Origin of the sequence: Nocardioides sp. W7 (genome assembly GCF_022919075.1) — a bacterium.
GTDB lineage: Bacteria > Actinomycetota > Actinomycetes > Propionibacteriales > Nocardioidaceae > Nocardioides.
In genome coordinates this window covers 886,339-901,985 of the sequence record NZ_CP095078.1, presented here as the reverse complement: position 1 = coordinate 901,985, position 15,647 = coordinate 886,339, and the positions used below count along the sequence as shown (strand labels likewise).

Annotated in this window: 17 protein-coding genes; 9 read left to right on the top strand and 8 right to left on the bottom strand. The window is 69.3% G+C overall.

Annotation, left to right across the window (positions count from 1 at the left end; genetic code table 11):
• Positions 1-27: 27 nt before the first annotated feature.
• The 6 genes from gyrB to MUB56_RS04335 form a co-directional block, all read right to left on the bottom strand.
• Positions 28-2,085 carry a DNA topoisomerase (ATP-hydrolyzing) subunit B gene (gyrB, locus tag MUB56_RS04360; RefSeq protein ID WP_244932350.1) on the bottom strand — a complete coding sequence of 686 codons (2,058 nt, stop codon included), beginning with the start codon at positions 2,083-2,085 and terminating at the stop codon, positions 28-30.
• A gap of 306 nt (positions 2,086-2,391) precedes the next feature.
• Complete coding sequence (locus MUB56_RS04355; protein ID WP_244930688.1) at positions 2,392-2,928, bottom strand: DciA family protein; 537 nt, start codon at positions 2,926-2,928, stop codon at positions 2,392-2,394.
• A complete protein-coding gene (gene recF / locus MUB56_RS04350) occupies positions 2,918-4,072 on the bottom strand; it encodes a DNA replication/repair protein RecF (protein ID WP_244930687.1) in 1,155 nt (384 codons plus the stop codon). Before recF ends, MUB56_RS04355 begins: the two co-directional genes overlap by 11 nt.
• Before the next feature lie 14 nt (positions 4,073-4,086).
• The gene (gene gnd, locus MUB56_RS04345) at positions 4,087-4,995 is read right to left on the bottom strand and encodes a phosphogluconate dehydrogenase (NAD(+)-dependent, decarboxylating) (RefSeq protein ID WP_244930686.1); all 909 of its coding nucleotides are present in this window, start codon (positions 4,993-4,995) and stop codon (positions 4,087-4,089) included.
• Positions 4,996-5,210: 215 nt separating this feature from the next.
• Positions 5,211-6,350 (bottom strand): DNA polymerase III subunit beta, encoded by a 1,140-nt coding sequence (dnaN, locus tag MUB56_RS04340; RefSeq protein ID WP_244930685.1) that lies wholly within the window; start codon positions 6,348-6,350, stop codon positions 5,211-5,213.
• A 350-nt stretch (positions 6,351-6,700) separates the two neighbouring features.
• Positions 6,701-7,117, bottom strand: coding sequence for an organic hydroperoxide resistance protein (locus MUB56_RS04335; protein WP_244930684.1), 417 nt, complete (start codon positions 7,115-7,117; stop codon positions 6,701-6,703).
• A gap of 52 nt (positions 7,118-7,169) precedes the next feature.
• Between MUB56_RS04335 and MUB56_RS04330 the strand changes: the two genes are divergently transcribed.
• Entirely contained in the window at positions 7,170-7,640 is a 471-nt protein-coding gene (locus tag MUB56_RS04330; RefSeq protein ID WP_244930683.1) for a MarR family transcriptional regulator, read from the top strand.
• On the opposite strand, the gene dnaA is transcribed toward MUB56_RS04330, so the two are convergent.
• Positions 7,615-9,093, bottom strand: coding sequence for a chromosomal replication initiator protein DnaA (gene dnaA, locus MUB56_RS04325; protein WP_244930682.1), 1,479 nt, complete (start codon positions 9,091-9,093; stop codon positions 7,615-7,617). The genes MUB56_RS04330 and dnaA overlap by 26 nt on opposite strands.
• A gap of 476 nt (positions 9,094-9,569) precedes the next feature.
• Here dnaA and rpmH point away from each other — a divergent pair, with 476 nt between their 5' ends.
• The 8 genes from rpmH (at position 9,570) to MUB56_RS04285 (ending at position 14,775) form a co-directional block, all read left to right on the top strand.
• Complete coding sequence (gene rpmH, locus MUB56_RS04320; protein WP_114780495.1) at positions 9,570-9,707, top strand: 50S ribosomal protein L34; 138 nt, start codon at positions 9,570-9,572, stop codon at positions 9,705-9,707.
• A 31-nt stretch (positions 9,708-9,738) separates the two neighbouring features.
• Complete coding sequence (gene rnpA / locus MUB56_RS04315; RefSeq protein ID WP_348536711.1) at positions 9,739-10,074, top strand: ribonuclease P protein component; 336 nt, start codon at positions 9,739-9,741, stop codon at positions 10,072-10,074.
• On the top strand, positions 10,071-10,337 hold the full coding sequence (gene yidD, locus MUB56_RS04310; protein ID WP_244930680.1) for a membrane protein insertion efficiency factor YidD: 267 nt from the start codon (positions 10,071-10,073) through the stop codon (positions 10,335-10,337). The genes rnpA and yidD overlap by 4 nt, the downstream gene beginning before the upstream one ends.
• 3 nt (positions 10,338-10,340) lie before the next feature.
• Positions 10,341-11,423 (top strand): membrane protein insertase YidC, encoded by a 1,083-nt coding sequence (yidC, locus tag MUB56_RS04305; RefSeq protein ID WP_280637363.1) that lies wholly within the window; start codon positions 10,341-10,343, stop codon positions 11,421-11,423.
• A gap of 80 nt (positions 11,424-11,503) precedes the next feature.
• The gene (locus MUB56_RS04300) at positions 11,504-11,959 is read left to right on the top strand and encodes a R3H domain-containing nucleic acid-binding protein (RefSeq protein WP_244932348.1); all 456 of its coding nucleotides are present in this window, start codon (positions 11,504-11,506) and stop codon (positions 11,957-11,959) included.
• 55 nt (positions 11,960-12,014) lie between these two features.
• Positions 12,015-12,710 (top strand): 16S rRNA (guanine(527)-N(7))-methyltransferase RsmG, encoded by a 696-nt coding sequence (gene rsmG / locus MUB56_RS04295; protein WP_244930679.1) that lies wholly within the window; start codon positions 12,015-12,017, stop codon positions 12,708-12,710.
• Positions 12,711-12,868: 158 nt separating this feature from the next.
• Positions 12,869-13,816 carry a ParA family protein gene (locus MUB56_RS04290; protein ID WP_280637408.1) on the top strand — a complete coding sequence of 316 codons (948 nt, stop codon included), beginning with the start codon at positions 12,869-12,871 and terminating at the stop codon, positions 13,814-13,816.
• Complete coding sequence (locus MUB56_RS04285) at positions 13,813-14,775, top strand: ParB/RepB/Spo0J family partition protein (RefSeq protein ID WP_244930678.1); 963 nt, start codon at positions 13,813-13,815, stop codon at positions 14,773-14,775. Before MUB56_RS04290 ends, MUB56_RS04285 begins: the two co-directional genes overlap by 4 nt.
• 69 nt (positions 14,776-14,844) lie before the next feature.
• On the opposite strand, the gene MUB56_RS04280 is transcribed toward MUB56_RS04285, so the two are convergent.
• The gene (locus MUB56_RS04280) at positions 14,845-15,606 is read right to left on the bottom strand and encodes a lysophospholipid acyltransferase family protein (RefSeq protein ID WP_244930677.1); all 762 of its coding nucleotides are present in this window, start codon (positions 15,604-15,606) and stop codon (positions 14,845-14,847) included.
• Positions 15,607-15,647 lie beyond the last annotated feature (41 nt).

Sequence of the window (15,647 nt, the reverse complement as noted above, 5' to 3'; positions counted from 1 at the left end):
CCGGTATCTAGCGCTCGGGTTAGAGAGCTAGATATCCAGGAATCGGACGTCCTTGGCGTTGCGCTGGATGAAGGAACGGCGCTGCTCGACGTCCTCGCCCATCAGGATCGAGAAGATCTCGTCCGCGTGGGCGGCGTCGTCGAGGGTGACCTGCAGCATCAGCCGCTGCTCGGGATCCATCGTCGTCTCCCACAGCTCCTTGGCGTTCATCTCACCCAGGCCCTTGTAGCGCTGGACCGGGTTCTCCTTGGGCAGCTTCTTGCCCGCGGCCAGGCCGTCGCGCATCAGCGCGTCCCGCTCGGCGTCGGAGTAGACGAACTCGTGCTCGGCCGGCTTGTTCCAGCGCAGCCGGTAGAGCGGGGGCTGGGCCATGTAGACGAAGCCGCCCTCGATCAGCGGCTTCATGAACCGGAAGAGCAGCGTGAGCAGCAGGGTGTTGATGTGGTGGCCGTCGACGTCGGCGTCCGCCATCAGCACGACCTTGTGGTAACGCAGCTTGTCGATGTCGAACTCCTCCTGGATGCCCGTGCCCAGGGCGGAGATGATCGACTGCACCTCGGTGTTGTTCAGCACCTTGTCGATGCGCGCCTTCTCCACGTTGAGGATCTTGCCGCGGATAGGCAGGATCGCCTGGACCCGAGGGTCGCGGCCCTGGCGCGCCGAGCCACCGGCGGAGTCGCCCTCGACGATGAAGACCTCGCACTCGGCGGGGTTGGTCGACTGGCAGTCGGACAGCTTGCCCGGGAGGCCACCCCCGCCGAGCAGGCCCTTGCGGCTGCGGGCCAGCTCGCGCGCCTTGCGCGCGGCGACGCGCGCGTGCGCGGCAGCCTGGGCCTTGCGGACGATGTCCTTGCCCTCGTTGGGGTTCTGCTCCAGCCAGGCACCGAGCTGGTCGTTCACGATCCGCTGCACGAAGCCCTTGGCCTCGGTGTTGCCGAGCTTGGTCTTCGTCTGGCCCTCGAACTGCGGCTCGCCCAGCTTCAGCGAGATGATCGCGGTCAGACCCTCACGGATGTCGTCACCCGTGACCCGGTCCTCCTGCTTCTTCATCAGGCCCCAGTCGAAGCCCGCGCTGTTGATCAACGTGGTCAGCGCCGAGCGGAAGCCCTCTTCGTGGGTCCCGCCCTCGTGAGTGTTGATGGTGTTGGCGAAGGTGTGCACCGACTCGCTGTAGGTGGTGTTCCACTGCATCGCCACCTCGAGACTCATGTGGTTCTCCACCTTGTCGGGCGTCTCCGCCTCGAACGAGATGACGCTCGGGTTGGCGGCCTGCTTGGCCCGGTTGAGGTGCTCGACGTAGTCGACCAGCCCTCGGTCGTAGCGGAAGACCTGCTCGATGCCGCCGCTCTCGCCGCGCTTGAGGGCGTCGTGACCGGCGCTGTCGGCGGCCGGGTCGACGGTGTCGTCCTCGACCGCGTCGGCGAGGTCGACCGCGGACGAGCGCTCGTCGCGGACGACGATCTCGAGGCCCTTGTTGAGGAAGGCCATCTCCCGGATCCGCGCGGTGATCGTCTCGAGCGAGTACGTCGTGGTCTCGAAGATCGTCGGCGAGGCCCAGTAGGTGACGGTGGTGCCGGTCTCCTCGCCGGGCTCGAGCGGCCGGACCTGCTCCAGGTCGGCATCCGGCACGCCGAGGCTGAACGCCTGGCGCCACAGGTGGCCACGGTTCTTGACGTCGACGATCAGGTGGTCGGACAACGCGTTGACGACCGAGACGCCGACGCCGTGCAGGCCGCCGGAGACCTTGTAGCCGCCGCCGCCGAACTTGCCACCCGCGTGGAGCAGGGTCAGCGCCATCGTCACCGCGGGCATGTCCTGGCCGGGCGCGGTGTCGGTCGGGATGCCGCGACCGTTGTCGGTGACCCGGATCGCGCCGTCCTCGGTGAGCGTGATGACGATCCGGTCGCAGTGTCCGGCCAGCGCCTCGTCGACCGCGTTGTCGACGATCTCCCAGATCAGGTGGTGCAGCCCGCGCTCACCGGTGGAGCCGATGTACATGCCGGGACGCTTGCGGACTGCCTCGAGGCCCTCGAGGACCTGGATCGCGGAGGCGTCGTAGTCGCTGTCGACCCTGGTGGAGCGGATCGGGACCGAGGCGGTGGGGGTCTCGTCGGTTTCGACGGGCTCGACCGGGCTGACGTCGCTCACGCGTACCTCTTCTACGGCTGTCGTGACATGGAGAAGGCCGCGTGCGTGAATGCGTGCGGCCAATCTCCATGATAGCCCCCAGAACGCCGTGTTCCATGGTCCGCGCCGTGAGAGGGGGGTGTCTGGGGATGAAATCGGTCCGTGAGCGGCCTTTTCGGGCATACGAGAGGGCTCAGCAGGGGGTCAGCTGGATCCCGGTACGTCGGCGGGTCCCGCAGATCGCCGGATCGGCCCGTGCCGGGCTCAGCCGTAGGTGTCGCGGGGTCCGCGGCCGTCGCGGGCCGATCGCAAGCCCTTCTTCCAGGTCGGCAGGTTCGGACCGATGACCTCGATCAGGACGACGGTGCCGTGCCCCAGCTGCTCGTTGAGGCGGCGCACCACGGTGGGTGCGAGCAGCTTGAGCTGGGTGGCCCAGGCCGTGGAGTCGGTGCGTACGACGAGCTTGCCCTCGGCGAACGACTCGGGGGTGCAGTGCGCGGCGACCTCGTCGCCCACGAGCTCGGGCCAGCGGCCGAAGACGCCCTGCATCCGCAGGTCCAGCTCCCAGCCGTAGTCGCCCACGAGCCGGCTCAAGGTGGCCTCCAGCAGCTGCGGGTCGCGTTCGTCCGGGTGCGATCCGGACACCCGGCTGCCGGTCGCCCGGCGCGGCCCGCTCCGGGGCTTCTTCCGCGCCGGCCCACCGGACCGGGCCGACGCCCGGGTGAGCGCCTTCGCGAGGTCGAGCCCGTCGTCGCGTCGTTCCGGCCGCGACTCCTCCGCCGTGGGCTCGTCACTGCTCACGGGTGACCTCACCGCCCTTCACCAGGTAGCGGACGCCGGCCAGGGCGGCCGGGACGTCGGCGGCGACGGCGGCGGTCACCAGCACCTGCTCGGCGTCGGCGACCAGGTCGGCCAGCTGAGCGCGCCGCTCGGAGTCGAGCTCGGCGAACACGTCGTCGAGGATCAGGATCGGATCGTCGCCGTCGGCGCGGAGCAGGTCGTACGACGCCAGCCGCAGCGCCAGCGCGAAGGACCACGACTCCCCGTGCGAGGCGTAGCCCTTGACCGGCAGCGCGCCCTCGCCCGGCCCATGACCCAGGGTCAGCAGCAGGTCGTCGCGATGCGGACCGACCAGAGAGACCCCACGGTCGAGCTCGTCGCCCCGCCGCCGCTCGACCTCGGCGAGCAGGATCTCGGCCAGCGCCTCGCGGGTGGTCGCGCCGGCCAGGTCGCAGGAGGGCCGGTACTCGATCTCGGCGTCGTCGCGCGTCGCGCCGCGGGCCACGGTCTCGTACGCCTTCCCGACGTACGGACGCAGGGCCTCGACCAGGGCGAGCCGCTCGGCGAGCAGCTCGGACCCGGTCCGGGCCAGGTGGTCGTCCCAGACCCCGAGCGTCGAGAGCGCACCCTCCTGCGAGGAGCTCCCGCGACGGGCGGCGCCGGCGGTCTTCAGCAGGGAGTTGCGCTGCCGCAGGATCCGGTCGTAGTCGGAGCGGACTCCGGCCAGCCGCGGTGCGCGCAGCACCAGCAGGTCATCGAGGAAGCGGCGCCGATCCGACGGGTCGCCCTTGACCAGGGTCAGGTCCTCGGGGGAGAAGACGACCGTGCGGACCAGCCCGACCAGGTCGCGCGCGCGGGGAAGCGGCGACTTGTTGACGCGCGCGCGGTTGGCCTTGCCGGGGTTGAGCTCGATCTCGAGGACCGCCGTACGACCGTCTCGTACGACGGCCGCGCGGACCACCGCCTGGTCGGCACCGGCACGGACCAGCGGTGCATCGGTGGCGACCCGGTGCGAGCTGAGCCGGGAGAGGTAGTCGATCGCCTCGACCAGGTTGGTCTTGCCCTGGCCGTTGCGCCCGATGAACGCGGTCACGCCGGGCTCGAGCGGGACCTCCGCGGCGGCGTACGAACGGAAGTCGTGCAGGGAGAGGTGGGAGACGTGCACCAGGGCTGCCCGGGCTATCCGGGGTTGGCGTCCCCGCCGACCGGCGGCTCCGTGCGGACGGCGTGGCCGCCGAACTGGTTGCGCATGGCGGCGATCGCCTTCATGGCCGGACTCTCGTCCTGGCGGGAGACGAAGCGGGCGAAGAGGGACGCGGCGATGACGTTCATCGGCACGGCGTTGTCGATCGCGGCCTCGACGGTCCACCGGCCCTCGCCGGAGTCCTCCGCGTAGCCGGCGATCTTGTCCAGGTGGGTGTCGTCCTGAAGGGCCGCGACGAGCAGGTCGAGCAGCCACGAGCGGATCACGGTGCCCTCGCGCCAGGAGTCGAAGACCTCGACCACGTTGTCGACCAGGTCGACCTTCTCCAGCAGCTCGAAGCCCTCGGCGTACGACTGCATGATCGCGTACTCGATGCCGTTGTGGACCATCTTCGCGAAGTGGCCGGCACCGGGCTTCTTGCCGGCGTGCACGAAGCCGGACTCACCCTCGGGACGGAGCGCGTCGAAGGCCGGCTTCGCCTTGGCGACGTTCTCGTCGGAGCCGCCGCACATCAGGGCGTAGCCGTTCTGCAGGCCCCAGACGCCGCCGGAGACCCCGCAGTCGACGAAGCCGATGCCCTTGGCGCCGAGCAGCTCGGCGTTGACCTGGTCGTCGGTGTACTTGGAGTTGCCGCCGTCGACGACGAGGTCGCCCTCGCCGAGCAGCTCACCGAGCCGGGCGATGGTCTCCCGGGTCGGGTCCCCGGCGGGCACCATCACCCACACCACCTTGGGCGAGGGCAGCGCCTCGACGAGCTCCTCGAGGCTGCCGACGTCCGAGACGTCGGGGTTGCGGTCGAATCCGACGACGGTCACGCCCCCGTCGCGCATCCGGGTGCGCATGTTGCCGCCCATCTTGCCGAGGCCGACGAGTCCGAGGTGCATCGTGATTCCTCCCGTAGTGGCGTGCGGTCACAGCCTAGATGAGTAATTCCAAGGGATCGCGTAGGCGAGCGGCGCTCAGCGCCGCGCTGGCAAGGCGCCGATGCGTCGTCAGACTGGTCGTCTTCCCAGCATCGGCAACGCCGCCAGCGTGGATGCTGAGTGTCGCGGAGCCCGCGAGGTCTTGGAATTGGTCATCTAGGGGCGGGGCGGGTGGCTCACGAGAGCAGGCGGCGCGGCATCAACAGGTAGCGGAAGCCGGGGGCACCGGAGCCGTCGGTCACGGCGCCGCTGATCACGACCGGCTTGGAGGCCTGGGTGAACGCCAGCTCGACCTCCTCCTGGTCGATGGCGGTGAGCCCGTCGAGGAGGAACTGCGGGTTGAAGCCGGTGGTGATGTCCTCGCCGTTGACCCGCGCCTCGATCGACTCGGACGCCTGGGCCTCGTCGCCCGAGCCCGCGTCGAGGGTGAGCAGGCCGTCGCTGAAGGCCAGCTGGACGGCGGTGTTGCGCTCGGCCACCAGAGCGACCCGCTTGACCGACTCGACCAGATCCGACTTCTTCACCGTCGCGACCGTGAGGTGTTCGGAGGGGAAGAGGCTGCGGACCTTGGGGAACTCCCCGTCCAGGAGCCGGGTCGTCGTACGACGCAGGCCGCCGGCGGCCGCACCCTCGAAACCGATGATCCCCTCGCCGGAGCCACCCGCGGCCAGCGCGATGGTCACCTCCGAGCCCGCCGTCAGGGACTTGGCGGTGTCGCCGAGGACCTTCGCCGGCACCAGGGCCGCGACGGTCTCGTCGGGAGTGCGCGGGTCCCAGCCGAGCTCGCGGTGGGAGAGCCGGAACCGGTCCGTGGCGAGCAGCGAGATCGACGAGCCGTCGATCTCGATCCGCACGCCGGTGAGGACGGGGAGCATGTCGTCGCGGCCGGCCGCCGTGACGGCCTGGGCGACGGCGTGGGCGAAGACGTCGCTCTGGACGGTGCCGGTCGCGGCGGGCATGTCGGGCAGCGTCGGGTAGTCCTCGACGGGCATCGTCTGCAGGCTGAACCGCGCCGAGCCGCAGGTGAGCGAGACCCGCGAGCCGTCGATGATCATCTCGACGGGCTTGGCCGGAAGGCTGCGGCAGATGTCGGCGAGCAGGCGGCCGCTGACCAGGGCGCGGCCCTCCTCGCTGACGTCGGCGGCGAGCGTGGCGCGAGCCGAGGTCTCGTAGTCGAAGGTCGAGAGGACCAGACCCTCCTCACCCGCCTCGATCAGGAGACCGGCCAGGACGGGGACGCTCGGCCGGACCGGCAGGCTGCGGGCAGCCCAGGCAACGGCATCGGCGAGCACGTCGCGCTCGACGCGAAACTTCACGATGTGTCGTCCTTCGACTCGGCTCCAGGGATGCGAATCCTGCCATGGCCTGCGAATTCCGGGGAGGTCCGGTCGGGTTGTCCCCAGGGAGGGGCCCGGATAGATGTTGACCGAGGATCGACTTGGTTAGAGGTACGTCGTAGTAAGAGCATCGGTGGAATCTGTGGAGAACTCATGTTTGCCCAGGTCAGGTGCCGTTCAGGCTGTGCACCTGGGGTGTGGACGACAAACCGGCGGCCCGGCCCTGCATGTGGATACCGGACCGGGCCGGGTCGATCGTCGTCGTTCGTCCACAGGGGTTGGGGAAGGTCGGCGGCGCGGCACCACAAGCTGTCCACAGGCCGCGGGGGTCAGGCGAGGCTGAGGGTGACCTCGATGTTGCCGCGCGTGGCGTTGGAGTACGGGCACACCTGGTGGGCCTGCTCGACGAGCTGCTGGGCGGTCGCGGCGTCGACTCCGGGGAGGGACACCTCGAGCTGGACGGCCAACTGGAATCCGCCGGCGTCGTTCGCTCCGATGGAGACGTCCGCGACCACCTCCGAATCGGTCGCGTCGGCCTTGGCCTGTCCGGCCACCAGCCGGAGTGCCGAGTGGAAGCACGCGGCGTACCCCGCGGCGAAGAGCTGCTCGGGGTTGGTCGCGCCCCCCGACCCGCCCATCTCCTGGGGGATCCGGACATCGAGGTCGACGTGGCCGTCGGCGGACTGGACGTGGCCGTTGCGGCCCTCGCCCGTGGCGACGGCGGAGGCGGTGTAGATGGGTGTCATGTGCACAAACCTATTGTGCACAATGGAATAGCGCAAGCGTATGCTGGGTCGTATGACGGCCAGACCCCCGCAGCTCTCGCTGGACGACATGGTCTGCTTCCCGCTGTACGCCGCGACGCGCTCCGTGACGCGGACGTACGCAGGGTTGCTGGCGAGCGTGGGGCTGACCTACCCGCAGTACCTCACGATGCTGGCGTTGTGGGAGACCGAGAGTCCGCGCAGCGTCCGCGAGCTCGGCGACCGGCTGATGCTGGACTCCGGCACGCTGACGCCGCTGCTCAAGCGGCTCGAGGCGGCGGGGTTCGTCGAGCGACGGCGTGACGCGCTCGACGAGCGGCGGGTTCTGGTCTCGGTGACCGAGCAGGGTGAGCGGCTGCGCGACGACGTCGCCGAGGTCCCCGGCCGGCTGTTCGCCGCCATGGGGATGGAGATCGGGGAGCTGGTCGAGCTGAGGACTCGCCTGGGAGAGCTGATCGACAACCTCGAGGGTCTGCGGATCAGGACTGACGAGCCTGCATCTTGACGCGGTTGGTCAGCTCGGAGACCTGGTTGAAGACCGCGCGTCGCTCAGCGAGTAGCTGATTGATCTTGCGGTCGGCGTACATCACGGTGGTGTGGTCGCGATTGCCGAACTGGGCGCCGATCTTCGGCAGGGACAGGTCGGTCAGCTCGCGGCACAGGTACATGGCGATCTGACGCGCCATCACGAGGTGGCGACCCCGGCTGGGGCCGGTGAGCTCCTCGATCGAGAGGCCGAAGTAGGCGGCGGTCTGAGCGATGATCAGCGCCGCGGTGATCTCGGGCTCGCCACCCTCGGGGATCAGGTCCTTGAGCACGATCTCGGCCAGGGTCATGTCGACCTCCTGGCGGTTGAGGTTGGCGAACGCGGTGACCCGGATCAGCGCCCCCTCGAGTTCGCGGATGTTGGTCTGGATCTTGGAGGCGATGAACTCCAGCACGTCCGGCGGGGCGGTGAGCCGGTCCATCGCGGCCTTCTTGCGAAGGATGGCGATCCGGGTCTCGAGGTCCGGCGGCTGGACGTCGGTGATGAGGCCCCACTCGAACCGGTTGCGGAGTCGGTCCTCGAGCGCCTCGAGCCGCTTGGGCGGGCGGTCGGAGGTGAGCACGATCTGCTTGTTGGCGTTGTGGAGGGTGTTGAACGTGTGGAAGAACTCTTCCTGGGTCTGGGTCTTGCCCTCGAGGAACTGGATGTCGTCGATCAGCAGCACGTCGACGTCGCGGTAGCGCCGCTTGAACCGGTCCTGGCGGTCGTCGCGGATCGCGTTGATGAACTCGTTCGTGAACTCCTCACTCGACACGTAGCGGACCTTGGCCCCGGTGTAGAGGCTGCGGACGTAGTGGCCGATCGCGTGCAGGAGGTGGGTCTTGCCCAGACCGGACTCGCCGTAGACCAGCAGCGGGTTGTAGGCCTTGCCGGGCGCCTCGGCGACGGCGACCGCGGCCGCGTGCGGGAACCGGTTCGAGGAGCCGATGACGAAGGTCTCGAAGGTGTACTTCGGGTTCAGCCGGGTCTCGAGGGCCGACGGCTTGGTCGCGCCGGTGTGCACCGGGTCGGGCAGCACCTCGCCGTGACCGGAGGCCGCCGACCCAGCCGACTGAGAAAGCCGCTTTGTCGACATGTCGATCTGTTGACCCTGGCGGTCGGCATCGATCTCGTCGGTCTCCGGAGCGGGCTCCGCGTCCTCCAGGAGTTGGTTCACCGTGACGGCGATCCGGATCTCCCGGCCGAAGCCGACGGTGAGGGCGTCCTCGAGCTGAGCGCGGAGTCGGCCCTCGAGCTGGCTGCGGGTGAAGTCGTTGGGAACGGCGATGATGGCCGTGTTGCCGTGCAGGGTCACCGGCTCGCTGGCGCGCAGCCAGGCGCGCTGGTTCGGCTGGAGGTCCCGGACGACTCGCGCCCACGCCCCGACGAGGTCGACGGCGGGGTCGGCGTTGAGATCGGTGTCCTGGTCCACGGTTCCCATTTCTTTGGTCGGTCTGAGGCACTCGACACGCCGGTCGCCGTGCCATCGAGTTGGTTTCCACAACTTTGTCCACAGGCTGTGAACCTGGGTCGGTCAAGGTGGTGGGCTCCGCTCCGAGACGCATCCCGCGAAGCCAAGAACTCGCATTTCCGCAGGTCAGAGGCCTATTCAGCAATCAAGTGGCCTGCGTCACAACGGTCCGATGGAGGGTGTCTTCGCGAACTGGCGGGGAACCTCGGTGCCGCGAACTTAACCCGGCCGCTCTCCCAGCGGCAACCCGTCATCCACAGGCTTGAGGGCCTACCCGTAGGCTGACCTCGTCGGCGTTCGGCGTCGGTTTGACCCTGTCGAATCGCAGCGCGTACCGTTGGCCGGTCATCCGGTGTTGATCGCCTGTCGTCGAGCAGTCGACGGGCAGCGCCGATCCGCCGGGCCCCAGGCCTGCACACCCACCGAAAGAGATGCTCGTGAGCAAGCGTACGTACCAGCCGAACAACCGTCGTCGTCACAAGGTCCACGGTTTCCGCCTGCGCATGCGCACCCGTGCGGGTCGCGCCATCCTCTCCGCGCGCCGCCGCAAGGGCCGCAAGAGCCTGGCCGTCTGACGGCCGCTCGGCCGTCCTCGCGGGAGCTGCGTTGCTGTCGCCGGACCATCGACTCACGGATGCGGACTCGTTCCGCGCCGCGACTCGTGGTCGGCGATCGGGTTCGCGGACCCTCGTCGTCCACCTCGGCACCGCCGGTGAGGGCGACGACCCGGCCCGAATCGGGCTGGTCGTGAGCAAGGCCGTCGGCAATGCCGTCGTCCGCAACCGCGTGAAGCGCCGTCTTCGACACCTGGCCCGGGAGCACGTAGGTGTGCTCCCGGGCTCTGCTGTGCTCGTGGTCCGGGCGCTTCCGGCTGCGGCCACGTCGTCGTACGACGAGCTTCGCGTCGACCTGGCGCGCTGCGTGGGCCGGGTGCTCCCGTGAAGCTCGTCCTGGTGGTGCTGCTGCGCGCCTACCGCGCGGTGATCAGTCCGCTCTACGGTCAGGTCTGTCGCTACCACCCGTCCTGCTCCGCGTACGCGCTCGAGGCGGTGCAGGTGCACGGGAGCCTGCGCGGACCTTGGCTCGCGCTGCGCCGGCTCGGACGGTGTCACCCCTGGGCCGCCGGTGGCTACGACCCGGTGCCCACTCGTACTCGTCCTCCGCGCTCCGGCGTGGCCACTTCCTCACCCCAGCAAGGAGCCTGATCCGTGGGCATCTTCAGCGACATCGGCAGTCTGATCATGACGCCGCTGTACTACGTGATCTCAGCAGTTCTGCTGGCCTGGCACTGGTTCTTCACGCAGATCGGGCTGGACCCTGAGGGTGGCGCGTCCTGGGCGCTGTCGATTATCGGCCTGACCCTGGTCATCCGGATGGCGTTGATCCCGCTCTTCGTCAAGCAGATCAAGTCCAGCCGGAACATGCAGCTGATCCAGCCCAAGGTCAAGGAGCTGCAGAAGAAGTACGGTCACGACCGGGAGCGTCTCGCCCAGGAGACGATGAAGCTCTACAAGGAGACGGGCACCAACCCGTTCGCCTCCTGCCTGCCGCTGCTGCTCCAGATGCCGATCTTCTTCGCCCTGTTCCGGCTGCTCGACCAGGCGGCCAAGAAGGGCACGGCGCACGGCCTGCTGACCGAGGACCTCGCCCGCAAGTTCGGCGAGTCGGAGATCTTCGGCACCTTCCCGCTGTCGCAGAGCTTCTGGCAGGCGCGGATCTGGGGTCCGACCCCGGACGGCGCCGTGATGGTCCTGGCCCTGATCCTGGTCCTGGCGATGACGGCGACCACGTTCACGACGCAGCGGCAGCTCATGCGCAAGAACATGCCCGCCGACGCCCTCAGCGGCCCGTACGCGCAGCAGCAGAAGCTGCTGCTCTACGTGCTCCCGGTGGCTTTCGGTCTCGGTGGCGTGGCGTTCCCGATCGGCGTGCTCCTGTACTGGACCACCTCGAACCTGTGGACGATGGGCCAGCAGTTCTACGTGATCCGCAACAACCCCGCTCCCGGTACGCCGGCGGCCCAGGCGAAGGTCGATCGCGACCGTGCGAAGGCCGAGCGCAAGGGCACGCTGGTCGTCGAGGCCCCTCCGGAGGTCGAGGAGGCGCCGCGCCCCGCGGTCCGGCAGCAGCCGAAGAAGCAGACCCGTGACCAGCGACGTCAGGGCGGCACCCGCCCGCCGGGCGGCGCGCAGGCCAAGCCGAAGCCGTCGGGCGCTCCCCCGAAGCCGGGCCAGAAGAGCGCGCCCCCCAAGTCGAGCCAGAAGAAGCCCAGCAAGGGAGAGAAGTCGTGACTGACGAGATGACCGAGGCCCCCGTCGAGGATGCGGCCAGCGGGTCGACCGAGGAGTCGCCGTCGGAGCGTGGCACCCGGATGGAGCGGCTTGAGCAGGAGGGCGACATCGCTGCCGACTATCTCGAGGAGCTGCTCGACATCGCCGACCTGGATGGCGACCTCGACATGGACGTCGAGGGCGACCGTGCGGCCGTGTCGATCGTGGGCGCGGACCTGTCGCAGCTCGTCGGTCAGCGTGGCGAGGTCCTGGATGCTCTGCAGGAGCTGACCCGGCTCGCGGTGTACCGCGAGACCGGCGAGCGTTCGCGGTTGATGCTGGACATCTCGGGCTTCCGTGCAGAGCGACGCGCCGAGCTGGAGAAGCTCGCCGAGGACAAGATCGCCGAGGTCAAGACCTCGGGCGAGTCCGTCTCGCTGCGCGCGATGTCGCCGTTCGAGCGCAAGGTCGTGCACGACGCCGTGGCCGCGGCTGGGCTGTCCTCGGAGTCCGAGGGTGTCGAGCCGCGTCGCTACGTGGTGATCCTTCCGAGTTGATCGAATGAATGACGTTTCACGTGAAACACCCTCCGCTCCCGAGGTGGCGCGGAGGGTGTTCTCGTCTGAGCGCCTGCCCCTCGCGGAGGAGTACGCCGCCCGACTGGCGACCGACGGAGTGGTACGCGGTCTGATCGGACCGCGGGAGGCCCCGCGTCTGTGGGACCGTCACCTTCTCAACTGTGCTGTCCTCGCGGAGCTCCTCCCCCCCGACGCCACGGTGGTGGACATCGGCTCGGGTGCCGGCCTGCCGGGCATCGTCCTGGCCGTTGCGCGACCGGACGTCCGGGTCACGATGGTCGAGCCGCTGCTGCGCCGTACGACGTTCCTGGAGGAGGTCGTCGGGGCGCTGGATCTCGATAATGCCGAGGTGGTCCGTGGGCGAGCCGATGTGCTGCATGGCATGCGTCGCTTCGATGTGGTCACCTCCCGCGCCGTGGCGCCCCTGGATCGGCTGCTGGACTGGTCGATGCCACTGGTGGCGCCGAGCGGCTCCCTGGTGGCGATGAAGGGTTCGAGCGTCGACGAGGAGATCCGAGCGGCGGAGGAAACCCTAGCGCGGTGGCGGTGCGCACCACCCGAGGTGCTCACGCTCGGAGAGGGAGTGATCTCCTCCACGACAGTGGCCCTCCGAGTGGTGTGGGCCGAGCCGGCGAAGGTATCTTGGCCGCTTGCTCCGGCTCCGGTGCGCACCACCCCTGCACGCACCCGGCGCAACCCCCGACGATCGCAGCGAAAGCAGGACACGTGACCGACGAGCTCCCCCGGGGTGACCGTCTCGACGGCGACGAAGAAGAGTTATCCACCGATAAAGAGGGGTCTCCTGAGCGTGACCATCCACAGATTCGACCTAGTTCTCCACAGGCACGCGCCGTCGATGTTTCACGTGAAACTCCGGACGTGCCGCCCGTGACGTTCCGGGTCCGCACCGCCGGCGAGGTGGCGCCGTACGCCAGCGACCTCGCCGACAACACCACTCCCCTGGCCCGGGCGGCCGAGCACATCGTGCTCGCACGCCAGACCGGACCGAATCGGCGAGTCGTCCCCCGCCCTCACGCCACCCGGATCTTCGTGGTCGCCAACCAGAAGGGCGGCGTCGGCAAGACCACCTCGACGGTGAATGTGGCTGCCGCACTCGCCCAGCTCGGCCAGCGGGTCCTGGTCATCGACCTGGACCCCCAGGGGAACACCTCGACCGCGCTCAACATCGAGCACCGCCGTGGCGTCCCGTCCACGTACGACCTGCTGGTGGACGGTGCGGCACTCGCCGACGTCGTCAGCCCGTGCCCGGACGTGCAGGGTCTCGACGTCGTTCCGGCGACGATCGACCTCGCCGGCGCCGAGATCGAGCTGGTCAGCGTGGTCGCGCGTGAGGGACGGCTACGACGAGCGGTGCACGGTCACCCGTTGGTCGGCGACGAGAGCATCGGTGACGATCGGTACGACTACGTGCTCATCGACTGCCCGCCGTCCCTGGGCCTGCTCACGCTGAACGCGCTTGTCGCCGGCGACGAGATGTTGATCCCGATCCAGGCGGAGTACTACGCCCTGGAGGGCCTGGGGCAGCTCCTGGAGACCGTCGACATGGTCCGCGCGCACCTGAATCCCGACCTCGCGGTCTCCACGATCCTGATCACGATGTTCGACGCCCGCACCCGGCTCGCCGCCGGCGTGGCCGAGGAGGTGCGCGAGCACTTCGGCGACCAGGTCCTGCAGACGGTGATCCCGCGCTCGGTGCGGGTATCGGAGGCGCCGTCGTACGCCCAGACCGTGATGACGTACGACCCGGGCTCGCCGGGTGCCCTCAGCTACTTCGAAGCCGCCCGCGAGATCGCCACCAAGGGAGTCCGCCCGTGAACAGCAGCCGTCCTCAGCAGCGCCGCGGACTCGGACGCGGACTCGGCTCGCTGATCCCCACCGCTCCGCCCCCGGCCGAGGGGTCCGGCGACCAGAACGGCGACCGACCGGACGAGCAGTCCGCCGGTTCTCAGCTGGCGCCGGTCGAGGGCGCCTACTTCGCCGAGCTGCCCATCGGTCAGATCGTCCCCAACCACGTGCAACCTCGGACGGTCTTCGACGAGGACGCGATGGCCGAGCTGGTCCACTCCATCAAGGAGATCGGCCTGCTGCAGCCGGTCGTGGTCCGGCGCACCGGTCCGGAGACCTATGAGCTGGTCATGGGGGAGCGGCGCTGGCGTGCTTCGCAGGAGGCCGGTCGCGACACGATCCCGGCGATCGTGCGGGAGACCGAGGACACCGACATGCTCCGGGACGCGCTCCTGGAGAACCTGCACCGCTCCCAGCTGAACGCGCTGGAGGAGGCCTCGGCCTACTCCCAGCTGCTGGAGGACTTCGGCTGCACCCATGAGGAGCTCGCGAGTCGGATCGGTCGCTCGCGGCCGCAGATCAGCAACACCCTCCGGCTGCTCCGGCTGAGTCCCGCCGTCCAGCGCCGGGTGGCGGCCGGCGTGCTCTCGGCCGGGCACGCGAGGTCGCTGCTCGCCGTCGAGGACGCCGACCTTCAGGACCGGCTGGCCCAGCGAGTGGTCGCGGAGGGCATCAGTGTCCGCGGCCTGGAGGAGATCGTCGCGGTGGGCGACCACGGTGGCGCCCAGCGGCGTGGCCGGCGGAACAAGCCGACGGCCCCCGGTCTCAACGATCTCGCCGAGCGGCTCTCCGACCGGCTGGAGACCCGCGTGAAGGTCGACCTGGGACGGAGCAAGGGCAAGATCACGGTCGAGTTCGCGTCGCTGGACGACCTGCGACGGATCGTGGACGTGATGGACCCGCGGAACCGCGACGACCGGCCCATTTGAGCCGCTAAAGCAATAAACCGATAAGTCGACAAAGCAACGATTCGACTTGTCGTCTCGTCGACCAGTCGATCAACCGCGGGCGGCGCGGCGCCTCTCGGCCCGGCGCCGCTTCTCCTCCGCGTCGAGCCGGACCGCCTCGTCCGGCGTCGGAGCGGATCCGCCGAGCCGAGCCGGCAGCCACCAGGAGCCCGGGGGCTGCTCGTGGGCCGGGTACGCGGCGATGGTCTCGTCGAGCAGCCGGCTCATGCTCGTGCGGAGCTCCGCGGTGTCGGCCCCCGGGTCCTCGCCGGTCGGGTGCAGCGGTTCGCCGACGGCGATGGCGATCGTCTTGCCGCGGGAGAAGTCGCGGGGGTGGTCCTTGGTCATGACCCGCTGGGTGCCCCACAGGATGACCGGCAGCACCGGCACTCCGGCGGCGGCCGCGATGCGCACCGCCCCGGTCTTGAACTCCTTGAGCTCGAAGGAGCGGGAGATCGTCGCCTCGGGGAAGATCCCGACGGCCTCCCCGGAACCCAGGAGAGAGACGGCGGAGCGGTACGACGCCACGCCCTCCCCGCGGTCCACCTCGATGTGGTGCATGGAGCGCATCACCGGACCGCCGACGCGGTGGTCGAAGATCTCGCGCTTGGCCATGAACCGGACCAGCCGGCCGGATGGGTTGGCGGCCAGGCCGCCGTAGATGAAGTCCAGGTAGCTCACGTGGTTGAACGCGAGCAGCACGCCTCCGGAGCGCGGCACGTGCTCGGTCCCGGTCATGGTGAAGCGCTGGCCGAGCAGCCGGAACCCGGTCTTGGCGGCCAGGATGATCGGGGGGTAGGTGAGGTCACGCACGCAGCCGAACCTACAGGTCGCCGCGAGGACCCGACCGAGGT

What these genes read in the sequence shown, in the direction of transcription:
- MUB56_RS04300 (WP_244932348.1), top strand. Translation starts at nt 11,504, where the DNA reads ATGGAGCGGCTTGAGCAGGAGGGCGACATCGCTGCCGACTATCTCGAG.
- MUB56_RS04330 (WP_244930683.1), top strand. Translation starts at nt 7,170, where the DNA reads ATGACGGCCAGACCCCCGCAGCTCTCGCTGGACGACATGGTCTGCTTC.
- MUB56_RS04335 (WP_244930684.1), bottom strand. Translation starts at nt 7,117, where the DNA reads ATGACACCCATCTACACCGCCTCCGCCGTCGCCACGGGCGAGGGCCGC.
- gnd (WP_244930686.1), bottom strand. Translation starts at nt 4,995, where the DNA reads ATGCACCTCGGACTCGTCGGCCTCGGCAAGATGGGCGGCAACATGCGC.